The sequence below is a fragment of the Nonomuraea sp. K271 genome (assembly GCF_009908215.1).
In the GTDB taxonomy this organism is placed as follows: domain Bacteria; phylum Actinomycetota; class Actinomycetes; order Streptosporangiales; family Streptosporangiaceae; genus Nonomuraea; species Nonomuraea longispora.
In genome coordinates, this window is the sequence record NZ_JAAAHR010000030.1 from 56,143 (window position 1) to 68,444 (window position 12,302).

The window sequence follows — 12,302 nt, forward strand, 5'->3', positions numbered from 1 at the left end:
TATGAGGATGTCGATCTAGGATCATGGGCCTAGCACCCCATGACCATCCGAGGAGCCGGCCGTGTCCGAGAGCGAGCAGGAAAAAGCCCCGCCCGGTATCGACACCAGCAAGCCCAGCGTCTCCCGCGTCTACGACCACATGCTCGGCGGCAAGGACAACTACGAGGTCGACCGCCAGATGGCCGCCATGGCGCTGAAGATCGCGCCGGACGCGCCCGAGTCGGCCAGAGCCAACAGGGAGTTCCTCCGCCGCACCGTGCACCACCTGGCGGCGGAGGCCGGCATCCGCCAGTTCCTGGACCTCGGCTCGGGCCTGCCGACGCAGGGCAACGTGCACGAGATCGCCCAGGCCGTCGCCCCGCGCTCCCGCGTCGTCTACGTCGACCACGACCCGATCGTGCTCGTGCACGGCCGCGCGCTGCTGGCCGTCGACCAGACCACCACGATCATCGAAGCCGACGCCCGTGACCCCGAGGCCATCCTCGCCGACAGGAACACGCGCGGCCTCATCGACTTCTCCGAGCCGGTCGGGCTGCTGATGTACGCGATCCTGCACCACCTGCGCGACGACGAGGACCCGGCCGGCATCGTGGCCCGGCTCGTCCGGCCGCTCGCCCCGGGCAGTCACGTGGTGATCTCGCACTTCCGCAACCCGGGCGAGGCCATGCCCGAGGTGTCGCGACAGGCGTACGCCGCGGAGAGGCTCTTCAACGAGCACCTCGGCACCGGTCGCTGGCGCACCCGCGAGGAGATCCTCGCCTTCTTCGGCGGACTGGACCTGCTGGAGCCCGGCCTGGTGCCGCTGCCTGAGTGGCGGCCCGGCGCCGACGACCACGCGACGCCGGGCGTCACCTACCACACCTTCGTCGGAGGCGTGGCCCGCAAACCCTAGGACGGCAGCTTGCCGGTGGCGACCACCTCGCGGTACCAGTGGGCGCTGTCCTTCCAGGTGCGCCGCATGGTGTCACGGTCCACCCGTACGATGCCGAACCGCTTGGCGTACCCGTGCGCCCACTCGAAGTTGTCCATCAGCGACCACACGAAGTAACCCCGCACGTCCGCCCCGGCCGCGATCGCCTCGGTCACGGCCGTCAGGTGGCGGCGCAGGTAGTCGATGCGGCGCTCGTCACGGATGCGCCCGTCGGCGTCCACGACGTCGGCGAACGCGGCCCCGTTCTCGGTGATCACGAGGGGCAGGCCGGGGTGGTCACGGTGCAGCCGCAGCAGCAGCTCGGTCAGGCCGCTCTCGTCGATGTTCCAGCCCATCTCGGTGTACGGCCCCGGCTGGCGGACGAACTCGACGTCCTCGCACGCGATCCACGGGGAGGCCGTTCCGTCCTGGTGCCCGTCGGCGGTCTCCCGCCGCGAGGAGCCGTCCCACTGGCGTACGAGGGTGGGGTTGTAGTAGTTGACCCCGAGCACGTCCAGCGACCGGCACGCGGCGGCCTCGTCGCCGTCGCGAACGAACGACCAGTCGGTCACCGAGGCGGTGTCGGCGATGAGGTCGCGCGGGTAGGCACCCTCCAGCATGGGGCCGAGGAAGGCCCGGTTGGCCAGCGCGTCCGCGCGCCGCACGGCGTCGGCGTCGCGCTCGGACACGCCGCGCACGTGGTGCAGGTTGAGCGTGACCGACATCTGCGCGGAGGAGGCGGCGGTGGTGCGCAGCGCCTGGACGGCCAGGCCGTGGCCGAGGTTGAGGTGGTGCAGCGCGGCCAGCGCGGCGGCGGGTTCGGTCCGCGCGGGTGCGTGCACGCCGGAGGCGTAGCCGAGGTAGGCCGAGCACCACGGCTCGTTCAGCGTGATCCAGGTGTGCACGCGGTCGCCGAGCGCGTCGCCCATGAGCCGGGCGTACTCGGCGAAGCGCTCCGCCGTGTCGCGGTTCGGCCAGCCGCCCGCGTCCTCCAACTCCTGCGGCAGGTCCCAGTGGTAGAGCGTGGCCACGGGCGCGATGTCTCTGGCGAGCAGGCCGTCCACCAGGCGGGAGTAGAAGTCGAGTCCCGGCCGGTTGACCGGGCCGCTGCCGCCGGGCTGCACGCGCGGCCAGGAGACGGAGAAACGGTAGGCGCCGACGCCCAGCGCGGCCAGCGTGTCGAGGTCCTCCTCCAGGCGGTGGTAATGGTCGCAGGCCACGTCGCCGGTGTCGCCGTTCGTGACGAGGCCGGGGGTGTGGGAGAAGGTGTCCCAGATCGACGGGCCCCTGCCGTCCTCGTTCCAGGCGCCCTCCACCTGGTAGGCGGCGGTGGCGGTGCCCCACAGGAAGTTCTCGGGAAAGGTGATCATGCTGCTCCTCGGAGGATGATCTCGATGTCGTCGGTGCCGGGCCCGGCGGCCACCCGCACGCCGCCGGGGGTCGTCTCAAGGTCGGGGTGCAGAGCCTCGCGCACCCCGGCGAGCAGCAGATTCCAGGGCGCGGGGGCGCCGAGGACGCGTCGGGCGCGTACCCGATCGCCCGTGCGCGAGACCTCGAACACCGTGGCGACGCCGCCGTCCACGGGCGTGGGCACCGTGACCGTGCGGCTCTCGCCGTCGGCGAGGTGGCCGGCCCGCAGGGTGACGCCGTCGGCGTAGTCGTAGTCGGGCCGGTCGTCGCGGGCTCCGAGCGGCAGCACCGCGCCGGGCCGCACCAGCAGCGGCAGGCTGTCGAACCCGTGCCGTTCGGTACGCCAGCCGGGCCCGGTGACGGTCGCGCCGTCGAGCAGCCGGGTCCACACCCCCTCGGGGACGTAATAGGAAATGTCGCCATCAGCGGACATCACCGGCGCCACCAGCAGGTCCGGCCCCAGCATGTACTGGGCGTCCAGGTGGTCACAGGCCCGGTCATCGGGGAACTCCAGTTGCATCGCCCGCATCACCGGCAGGCCGTCCTGGGCGGCCTGGACGGCGGCGGTGTACAGGTAGGGCATCAGCCGCGCCTTGAGCCGGGTGAACGCGCGCAGCACGTCGACCGACTCCTCGTCGAACGACCACGGCACCCGGTAGGACCCGCTGCCGTGCAGCCGGCTGTGCGACGACAGCAGCCCGAAGGCCACCCACCGCTTGAACACCGCCGGATCGGGCCGCCCCTCGAAGCCGCCGATGTCGTGGCTCCAGAACCCGAACCCGGCCAGGCCCAGCGACAGGCCGCCCCGCAGCGACTCGGCCATCGCCTCGAACGTCGACTCGCAGTCGCCGCCCCAGTGCACCGGCATGCGCTGCCCGCCCACGGTGGCCGACCGGGCGAACAGCACGGGCGCGCCCCGCTCGGCCAGCACCCGGTGCACGGTCTCGTTGTAGACCAGGCTGTAGTAGTTGTGCATCCGCTCGGGGTCGGAGCCGTCGGCGTAGACCACGTCGGTCGGGATGCGCTCCCCGAAGTCGGTCTTGAACGCGTCCACCCCCATGTCGAGCAGCCCGCGCAGCTTCGCCGCGTACCATTCCCTGGCGGCGGTGGAGGTGAAGTCCACCAGCGCCCGGCCGGCCTGCCAGTGGTCATCCTGCCAGACGGTCCCGTCGCGGCGGCGCAGCAGGTGCCCGGCGGCGGCGCCCTCGTCGAACAACGCCGACGCCTGCCCGATGTACGGATTGATCCACACGCACACCCGCAGCCCGCGCTCCTTGAGCCGGCGCAGCATGCCCCTCGGGTCGGGGAACACCTCCGGGTCCCACTCGAAGTCGCACCACCGGTAACGCCGCATCCAGAAGCAGTCGAAGTGGAAGACGCTCAGCGGCAGGTCCCGCTCGGCCATCCCGTCCACGAACGACGTCACCGTGGCCTCGTCGTAGTCGGTGGTGAACGACGTCGACAACCACAGCCCGAACGACCACGCGGGCGGCAGCGCGGGGCGGCCGGTCAGCGCCGTGTAGCGGCGCAGGATGTCGGCCGGCGTCGGCCCGTGAACGACGAGGTACTCCAGGTCGTGGCCCTCGACGCTGAACTGCACCCGCGACACCGACTCCGAGCCCACCTCGAACGACACCCGGCCGGGATGGTTGACGAACACCCCGTAGCCGCGGTTGGTGAGGTAAAAGGGCACGTTCTTGTAGGCCATCTCGCTGCTGGTGCCGCCGTCCTCGTTCCAGACGTCCACCGACTGCCCGTTGCGCACCAGAGGGCCGAAGCGCTCGCCGAGGCCGTACACGAGTTCCCCGGCGCTCAGGCGCAGCTGCTCGATCATGAAGTGCCGGGCCTGCGCGTCGTGCATCACGCCGAGGCTCTTGCCGGCGCTGCGGGTCAGCTCGCGGCCGGCGGCGCTGAAGGTCATCTCCCACGGCGCGTCCCTGCGCACCCGTACGGTGAGGCCGCCGCTGGTCAGGCTCGCGGTCTCGCCGTCCACGGCGACCCGCGCCTCGGGCCGCTCGTCGCGCACCTCGAAGACGGGCGCGTCCGGGACCGACCCGGCGAAGTGCACCGTACGGACCCTGATCACGTCCGGCATCGGCGACGACAGGTCGAGCCGCAGCACCGGGCCGTCGAGGGTGTGGCCGCGGCGGGTGATCTCCCTCGTGGGGGCGAGCACCCGCAGCGAGCCCGCGTCGGCGCTCACGTCGTGGGCGCAGGCGGCGTAGTCGCCCCGCACCCCCGGGCGCATCCGCCAGTAGCCGTCCTTGAACTTCATCGTGGCGCGCTGCCACGCCGGCGGGGACCGGCGCGGGCAGCGCCCTCCTTTCACATCAGTGGGGCGGGGGTGCTACGCGCCAGGGCGCAGCGCGACGACGTCGCGGGGCGCCAGCGTGACCTCGCCGTCCGCGACGGCTCCGGTCAGCAGGTCCCGCGCCGGCTCGGGAAGGGGCACGGCGGCCGTCTCGGCGCCGTGGTTGAGCAGGAACAGCACGTCGCCGCGGCGCACCGCCTCGACGCCGGGAGGAAGCCGCGGCAGCGCGCCGGCCACGCCGGCGTCGACCAGCGCACGCTCGGCGATCTCGCCGAGCGCGGCGGCCTCGGGCATGGTCGCGACGTACCAGGCGACGCCGTCCCCGGCGCGGTGACGCAGCACGGCGGGGCGGCCGGCCAGGTCGCCGCCGGCGAACTCCGCCACCGCCTCGGCGCCCTCCGCCGCCACCAGCTCCGTCCAGGTGCGCGCGGTGAAGGCGGCGCCGCCGGCCCACCGGCAGCGCACGGGCTCGTCGTCGGGCGCGGGCAGCCACTCCTCGCCGGACGCGCCCAGCACCTCGCGCAGCGGCGCGGGGAACCGCCCGGTACGCACGTGTGACCGCTCGTCCACCACCCCGGAGAACGGCCCGACCACCAGCACGCCTCCGCCGCGCGCGTACGCGGTCAGCGCCGCCGCGTCCCGGTCGCCGACCAGGAACAGGTTCGGCGCCACCACCAGCGCGTAGCCGGACAGGTCCGCCGACGGCGGCACCACGTCCACGCTCACGCCGCGCTCCCACAGCGGCAGGTAGTAGCTCAGCAGCTGGTCGGTCGCGTTGAGCCGGTCACTGGGTCGGCCCCGTTCCTCCAGCGCCCACCAGCTCGCCCAGTCGAACACCATCGCCACCCGCGCGGGCACCGGCGTGCCCGCCACGCGGGCCAGCCCGCGCAGCTCCCGGCCGTGGGCGCGGACCGCGGCGTGCAGCCGCGTGTCCGGCCCGGCGTGCGGCACCATCGCGGCGTGGAAACGTTCGGCGCCGAACCGGGAGGCCCGCCACTGGAAGTAGCAGAGCCCGTCCGCGCCGCGGGCCAGCGCCTGCAGCGACTCCAGCCGGAACTGGCCGGGCGGTTTGGGCAGGTTGTGCGGGCGCCAGTTGACGGCGCTCGTGGCCTGCTCCATCAGCAGCCACGGCCGGCCTCCCGCGAGCCCGCGCATCAGGTCGTGGGTGAGCGCCGTGCGCGCCGGGGCCAGCGGGTCGCCCGGCTCGGGATACCAGTCGTTGGAGACGATGTCCTCCTCGGCCGCCCACGACCAGTAGTCGACCGGCTTGAACAGCCCCATGAAGTTCGTCGTGACCGGCGTGCCGGGGGTGTGCTCCCGCAGGACGTCGCGTTCGGCCCGGTAGTGCTCCAGCAGCGCGTCGGAGCAGAACCGCCGCCAGTCGAGGCGCTGCGACGGGTTGACGATGTACGGGGCCCGCCGCGGGGGGACGATCTCGGCCCAGTCGCCGTAGCGCTGGCTCCAGAACGTGGTGCCCCACGCCTCGTTGAGCGTCTCCAGGTCGCCGTGGCGCCCGCGCAGCCAGGCCCGGAACGCGGCCGCCGACTCGTCGCAGTGGCACACCTGTCCGTACTCGTTGCCCACGTGCCACAGGGCAAGCGCCGGGTGGCCCGCGTACCGGGAGGCCAGGGCGGAGACGATCGACAGGGCACGCTCGCGGTAGACGGGGGAGGAGGGGCAGAATTGGTTGCGCGCGCCGTACCAGAGCCGGTGCCCGGACTCGTCGACGGGGAGCGTCTGCGGCCAGCGGTGGCCCAGCCACGGCGGCGGTGACGCGGTGGGGGTGGCGAGGTCCACCGCGACGCCGTTCTCGTGCATCAGGTCGAGCACCCGGTCGAGCCAGGCGAAGTCCCGTACGTCCGGTTCGGGCTCGAGCCTGGCCCAGCTGAACACGCCGACGGTGACCAGGTTGACCCCGGCGGCGCGCATCAGCTCGGCGTCCTGCGCCCACACCTCCTCCGGCCACTGCTCCGGGTTGTAGTCGCCGCCGAACAGCAGCCCGCGGCCCGCGGTGAGCGTGTGCATGCCCGGCCGTGCGGTCATGCCGGCCTCCTCTCACGCGGCTTCGGTGGGGGCGCGCTGCTGTCGCCGGCGACCAGCCGGCAGGGAACGAGCCGCTGCTGGGGCGGCCCGTCGCCGCTCAGCCGGTCGACGAGCATGCGCGCGCCGAGCCTGCCGAGCTCGGTGCCGGGCGGCTCCAGCGTCGTCAGCCGGGGATGGAACATCTCCGCGACCCTGGCCGACGACAACACCAGCATCAGCGTCAGGTCGTCGGGGATCCGCCATCCGCGCGCCGCCACGGCCGCGATCACCCCGACCGCCGCGTGGTCGTCCATCACGGCCAGCGCGGTCACGTCGGGATGCGCGTCCATGAGCCGCTCGAACGCCTCCCGGCCCTCCTCCGCCGACCCGGGGCGGTGGCCGTCCACGTAACCGATCCCGGCGGCCCGCGCGGCGGCGGCGAACTCCTCGCCCGCGCGGATCGCGGGGCCGTAGCCGTCGCCGTACGCGCCGGCGGAGAGGTTGAAGAGGGCCAGGCTGCGATGGCCGAGCGAGGCGACGTGCGCCACGGCGTCCCCGGCCGTGGCCGCGAAGTCGATGTCGGCGTAGTCGATCGAGCCGGGGTCGCGGGTGCGTCCTATCATGCTGAACGGCACGCCCGCCGCCGCCAGGAAGGCCGCGCGCTCGTCGTCGAGGCCGACCTCCATGAGCAGCACCCCGTCCACCAGCCCCAGGCCGGTGAGGTGGCGCAGCTCCTCGATCGGGTCGGCGTTCTCGGGGGAGAGCAGCAGGTGGTGGCCCAGCTCGCGGGCGGCCTCGGCGGCCCCGGTGGCGAACTGCATCTCCGTCAGGCCGAAGCCGCTGCGCGGCGCCGGGTAGAGCAGGGCGAGGATGCGGGTGCGCTTGCTCTGCAGGCCCCTGGCCAGCAGGTTGGGGCGGTAGCCGAGCTCGGCCGCCGCCTGTTCGATGCGGCGTTTGGTGCCGGCCGCGACCGGCCGGGTGCCGTTGAGCGCGGCGGACACGGTGCTGACCGCGACCTGTGCGCGCTCGGCCACATCACGTAATGACGACATCCTGCTCCCGACCCTGGGCACGCTCGGCCGGAGGAGGCCGATACGGTAGTCGAAACGTTTCGCACAACCTAGAGTCCGTTTTGCGGGGATGTCAATGGCATTGATTCGGACGTCCGGAAAGGCGGCCCCGGCCGCGTCCGCATGGCCGGGGCACGCTCATGGGGCCTCAGCGAACGTACGGCCAGCCGTCGGCGTCCCAGCCGAGGAGGTTGATCCCGAGCTTGGGGGTGCCGTTGTCCGCGCCGTCGTAGTAGTGGTAGACGAGCAGGTCGCCGTCCACGTCCCGCATGACGCTCTGCCCGCCGGGGCCGACGATCCGGCCGTGCGTCTCCAGGACCGTCGTGCCCCCGCCGTTCAGCATGGACCGCCCCGAGCGGTCGGCGTACGGGCCGGTCGGGCTGGTGGAGCGGCCCACCTTGATCTTGTACGTGCTGCTCGTGCCGGCGCAGCACTGGTCGTAGGAGGCGAACAGGTAGTAGTGGCCGCCGTGCCGGACGATGTGGGGCGCCTCGACGGCGTGGGGCGCGTCGGGGCGGGTGGCGAGGTGGTGGAGCGTGCCGTCGCCGGGCAGCCGCTTGCCCGTCGAGGGGTCCAGCCGGATCATCCGGATGCCGGTCCAGTGCGAGCCGAAGCTCAGCCACCACCGGCCGGAGGAGTCGACGAGCAGGTTCGGGTCGATGGCGTTGTGGTCGGAGCTCGTCGTGGTCGCGTAGACGACGCCCTGGTCGCTCCACGAGCCCGGCTGCCCGGTCGTGCTGGTGGCCAGCCCGATCGCGGAGTGGTTGGAGCCGAAGCCGGAAACCGCGTAGTAGAGCAGGTAGCGCCCGCCGTGCTGGGAGATGTCGGGCGCCCACGGGTCGTTGCCGGAGGAGTAGGTACGCCACCACGACGGCGGCGTCCGGAAGGCGGAGCCGGCGCGGGAGAAGGCGACGCGGTCGGCGGAGGTGCGTGCCTCCAGGTAGCCGTGGGTGGAGTAGAGCACATATCCGGTGGAGGTGCGGATCATCGTGGGGTCGTGGACGACGACGTCTCCGGTGACGTGGCCGGGGCCGGGGTAGGCGAAGGCCGTGCTCGCGAGAAGCGCGAGCGCGGCGGACGCGGTGCCGACGAGACGTGACAGGCGACGCACAGGGGTCCTCCTTCGGGGGACGGGAGAGGGGCGGCGAGGGGGTTGAGTGCCGCCGCTCGCCGTTCGCCTGCCTGACGCTGCGCCGGACGACATGTAAACCCGGCTTGTGACGGACGTCAACCGCCGGATGAAACTTTCACGGCCGACCGGGCCCGCCGCGCGCCGCGCGCCGCCGGCGTTGACAGGGGGCGTTGGCCGGGCTACGTTCGAGCCGCTTTCGTCCCCGATGTTAACGCTAACAGTGCCTGCCGCGCTGCGCCACAGCCACCACCAGGACACCGTCGCGTCACCCGGGCGGCGCAGCGGTGGAGCGGCGCTGGACGAGCTCGATGGGCCCGGCCAGCACCTCACTCACCTTGTCGTCGGGCTTGAGCCCCGCGAGCAGGGTGACACCGCGGCGGCCCAGCTCCGCCAGCGGCATGCGTACGGTGGTCAGCGCCGGGAACAGGTAGCCGGCCAGCTCAAGGTCGTGCACGGCGACGATCGAGACGTCGCGCGGGATCTCGAGACCGGCCGAGCGCGCGCCCTCCATCGCGCCGATCGCCGAGGCGACGTTCGCCACGAAAACCGCCGTCGGCCGCCCGGGGCCCGCGAGCAGGCGGGTCATCGCCGCCGCGCCGCCGGCCGGCGTGTAGTCGGCCGCCACGATCGGTCCCTGCGGCAGCCGGGCCCCGCGCATCGCCGCCGCGTATCCCGCCGACCTGCGGCCGGCGGTGTCGGCGTGGGCCGGTCCCGCCAGGTGGGCGATGCGGCGGTGACCGAGGCCTACGAGGTGCTCCACCGCGAGCGCGGCGGCCCGCTCGTCGTCGAGGATGACGTACCGCTCGACGCTCCTGCTGCGGTTGTTGAGCATGATCCAGGGAATGGCGGCCCTGTCGAGGTGCTCGACCAGCCCGGACTCGTCGCCCGCCCCGGCCAGCAGCAGGCCGTCGATGCGGCCCTGCCCGATCCGGTCCATGTACTCGCCGAGCCCGGCGCCGCTCGCGCTGCCGGTGACCAGCACGTATCCCTGGGAGGCCGCCTCCGACTCGGCGCCCTTGATGATCTCCGCGTAGACGGGGTTGGCGAAGTCGGGGATGAACAGCCCGAACATGTGCGCACGCGCGGTGCGCAGGCTCCGCGCGGCCACGTTCGGCCGGTAGCCGAGCCGGTCGATCGCGGCCAGCACCCGCTCGCGCGTCTCCTGGCGGATGTTGAGCGTGGGGTCCTTGTTGATCACCCGGGAGACGACGGCCCTGTCGACCTTCGCCATCGCGGCGACGTCGGCGAGCGTGACCCGTGAGCGCTTCATGCCGTCGATCCCGGGCGCACGCTCTCACCCGTGTCCATCGAGCGGTAGAGGGCGTGCAGCAGGCGGAGCGTCCCGAGGTTGTCCGAGCCGGACGTCTCCGGCTCGCCGCCCTCGGCGATCGCCCGCAGCAGCGAGCCCATCGGCCCGGCCATCGCGTCGGGCAGCCAGCGCGTGGTCACCGGGTACGGCAGCCAGCCGTCCGTGGGCAACGAGCGGCTGTGGACGGCCAGGGTGTCAGGGCGGCCGTGGGGATAGTCGTAGAGCAGGCCCAGCGTGCCCTTGATCGCGCCCTGCGTCCCGTCGATGCGGAACGACGCCTCCTGGTCGCCGGTGCGGTTCTCGTGCGTGGCGTGGACCAGCGCCCGCACGTCTCGCGGGTAGACCAGCGTGCTGATCGTCCTCGTCTCGCCCCTGGCGACCTGGCCGGGCGTGCGGCCGCCGGTGCAGAAGACGAGCTCGGGGTCGCCCAGGATCGAGCGGATCGCGTCGAGGTAGTGGATGGAGTGGTAGACGATCTCCAGCCGGTCGGCGCCGACGAGCCATTCCCAGGCGCTCCAGTCGGTGTGGATGTTCACGGTGAACGTCATGGCCGTCGGCTCGCCGATCCAGCCCGCGCGGACCATGGCGCGGGCGGCGGCGATGCCCTCGTCGAAGCGGAGCTGCTGGTTGACCGCGACCTTCAGCCCGCGGGCCGCCGCCAGCTCGACGATCTCCCGGCCTGTCGCGACGTCGGGCGCGAACGGCTTCTGGCACAGCAGGTGCCTGCCGGCCGCCAGCGCCTCCCTCGCGATGCCGGGCTGCGCCTCGGGCGCGACCGCGATGTCCACCACGGCGGCCCGCTCGTCGGCCAGCAGCTCCGCCAGCGACCCGTACGTCCGCGGCACCCCGTGCCGGCCCGCCACCTCGGCGGCCAGGCCGGCGTCGAGGTCGTACAGGCCCGTCACCTCCAGCCCGGCCTTCCGGTAGGCGGGCAGGTGGGCCACGTCGACAATCGCCCCGGCGCCGACCACCGCGATCGGCAGCCGGTGACCGGCGGGGACGGACAGGTCGGCCGCGGCCGCGATGGGCGCGAACACGTCGATCATCCGGGCTCCTCCATGCCGTAGAAGCGCGTCGCGGTGCCGCCCAGTACGGCCGCGCGCCCGGCCGCCGGCAGCCCCGACAACACCGCGCCCGTCTCCCGCCACACCTTCGCGTAGTCGCCGGCCAGCAGCGCCACCGGCCAGTCGCTGCCGAACATCAGCCGCTCGGGCCCGAACGACTCCAGCGCGTGCTCCACGTACGGCCGCAGGTCGTCCGCCGTCCAGGTCGCGGCGTCGGCCGCGGTGTTCAGCCCGGACACCTTGGCGTACACCTGCGGGCACTCCGCCGCGCGGGCCAGCAGCGACGCCCACGGCTCCCAGCCCTTCTCCTTGATGGGCGGCTTGGCGAGGTGGTCGATGACCATCCGCAGCCCCGGCACCCGCTCGGCCAGCACCGGAACGTGCTCCAGGTGCCGGGGCAACACGGCCACCACGTCGAACGGCAGCCCCGCCGCCGCCAGCAGCCGCAGCCCCTCGACCACGGAGTCCCGCAGCACCCAGTCGGGGTCGGGCTCGTCGTGGATGAGGTGGCGCACCCCGGCGAACTTCGGATGACGCCGGTAGCGCTCCAGGGCCTCGGCCGCCTCGCCGGGCCGCCACAGCGGCACCCAGCCCACCACCGCGCCGATGACGTCGTGGGCGTCGGCCTGCGCGAGCATGGCGTCGGTGTCGGCGTAGGAGTCCATCGCCTGCACCAGGACCGTGCGCTCGACTCCCGCCGCGGCGAGCTGGGGGAGGAGCTCGGCCGGCTCGAAGGTGCGGAAGATCGGCCCGGACGCGGGGGTCAGCCACGGGTAGGACCCCGTCTCCAGGTTCCAGAAGTGCTGGTGGGCGTCAACGATGGTCATCCGTCCTCCTCGCATGATCGTTTTGAGCGTACACACGGCCGGCCAGGGACGCGCGGAGGTTCGACGAGTTCCAGGGTGATCGCGTCGGGGTCGAGGAAGTAGCAGGCGTACCCGCCCTCGTTGACACCGGCGGTGATCTCGGCGGGCGGGCTGACGAACGTGACGCCGGCCGCCGACAGCCGGGCGTGCTCGGCGCGGGCGTCGTCCACGGTGAGCGCCAGGTGGGCGGCGCCGGGCAGGTGGCGGG

General features: G+C 73.2%; 10 protein-coding genes. 1 reads left to right on the forward strand and 9 read right to left on the reverse strand.

The window, feature by feature from the left end; all coding sequences use genetic code 11:
• Positions 1-61: 61 nt before the first annotated feature.
• The gene (locus tag GUY59_RS13680) at positions 62-892 is read left to right on the forward strand and encodes an SAM-dependent methyltransferase (protein ID WP_138200273.1); all 831 of its coding nucleotides are present in this window, start codon (positions 62-64) and stop codon (positions 890-892) included.
• Here GUY59_RS13680 and GUY59_RS13685 read toward each other — a convergent pair.
• The 9 genes from GUY59_RS13685 to GUY59_RS13725 all read right to left on the reverse strand — a co-directional run.
• Complete coding sequence (locus tag GUY59_RS13685) at positions 889-2,280, reverse strand: GH1 family beta-glucosidase (RefSeq protein WP_138200274.1); 1,392 nt, start codon at positions 2,278-2,280, stop codon at positions 889-891. The genes GUY59_RS13680 and GUY59_RS13685 overlap by 4 nt on opposite strands.
• Positions 2,277-4,595, reverse strand: coding sequence for an alpha-xylosidase (gene yicI / locus GUY59_RS13690; RefSeq protein ID WP_138200275.1), 2,319 nt, complete (start codon positions 4,593-4,595; stop codon positions 2,277-2,279). The genes GUY59_RS13685 and yicI overlap by 4 nt, the downstream gene beginning before the upstream one ends.
• A gap of 72 nt (positions 4,596-4,667) precedes the next feature.
• Complete coding sequence (locus tag GUY59_RS13695) at positions 4,668-6,674, reverse strand: beta-galactosidase (protein ID WP_138200276.1); 2,007 nt, start codon at positions 6,672-6,674, stop codon at positions 4,668-4,670.
• Positions 6,671-7,705 carry a LacI family DNA-binding transcriptional regulator gene (locus GUY59_RS13700; protein WP_138200277.1) on the reverse strand — a complete coding sequence of 345 codons (1,035 nt, stop codon included), beginning with the start codon at positions 7,703-7,705 and terminating at the stop codon, positions 6,671-6,673. The genes GUY59_RS13695 and GUY59_RS13700 overlap by 4 nt, the downstream gene beginning before the upstream one ends.
• A gap of 166 nt (positions 7,706-7,871) precedes the next feature.
• A complete protein-coding gene (locus tag GUY59_RS13705) occupies positions 7,872-8,834 on the reverse strand; it encodes an arabinan endo-1,5-alpha-L-arabinosidase (protein ID WP_138200278.1) in 963 nt (320 codons plus the stop codon).
• A 286-nt stretch (positions 8,835-9,120) separates the two neighbouring features.
• A complete protein-coding gene (locus GUY59_RS13710; protein ID WP_138208739.1) occupies positions 9,121-10,125 on the reverse strand; it encodes a LacI family DNA-binding transcriptional regulator in 1,005 nt (334 codons plus the stop codon).
• Positions 10,122-11,210, reverse strand: coding sequence for a Gfo/Idh/MocA family protein (locus GUY59_RS13715; RefSeq protein ID WP_138208738.1), 1,089 nt, complete (start codon positions 11,208-11,210; stop codon positions 10,122-10,124). The genes GUY59_RS13710 and GUY59_RS13715 overlap by 4 nt, the downstream gene beginning before the upstream one ends.
• Positions 11,207-12,055: an amidohydrolase family protein gene (locus GUY59_RS13720; protein ID WP_138208737.1), complete on the reverse strand. Its 849-nt coding sequence runs from the start codon at positions 12,053-12,055 to the stop codon at positions 11,207-11,209. The genes GUY59_RS13715 and GUY59_RS13720 overlap by 4 nt, the downstream gene beginning before the upstream one ends.
• On the reverse strand, positions 12,052-12,302 hold a 251-nt coding region (locus tag GUY59_RS13725; RefSeq protein WP_161714527.1), incomplete at its 5' end, for a VOC family protein. The genes GUY59_RS13720 and GUY59_RS13725, both read right to left, overlap by 4 nt.

Bases quoted from the DNA above. Each gene is read 5' to 3' on its own strand.
- GUY59_RS13685 (WP_138200274.1), bottom strand. From the start codon at position 2,280: ATGATCACCTTTCCCGAGAACTTCCTGTGGGGCACCGCCACCGCCGCC.
- yicI (WP_138200275.1), bottom strand. From the start codon at position 4,595: ATGAAGTTCAAGGACGGCTACTGGCGGATGCGCCCGGGGGTGCGGGGC.
- GUY59_RS13695 (WP_138200276.1), bottom strand. From the start codon at position 6,674: ATGACCGCACGGCCGGGCATGCACACGCTCACCGCGGGCCGCGGGCTG.
- GUY59_RS13700 (WP_138200277.1), bottom strand. From the start codon at position 7,705: ATGTCGTCATTACGTGATGTGGCCGAGCGCGCACAGGTCGCGGTCAGC.
- GUY59_RS13710 (WP_138208739.1), bottom strand. From the start codon at position 10,125: ATGAAGCGCTCACGGGTCACGCTCGCCGACGTCGCCGCGATGGCGAAG.
- GUY59_RS13715 (WP_138208738.1), bottom strand. From the start codon at position 11,210: ATGATCGACGTGTTCGCGCCCATCGCGGCCGCGGCCGACCTGTCCGTC.
- GUY59_RS13720 (WP_138208737.1), bottom strand. From the start codon at position 12,055: ATGACCATCGTTGACGCCCACCAGCACTTCTGGAACCTGGAGACGGGG.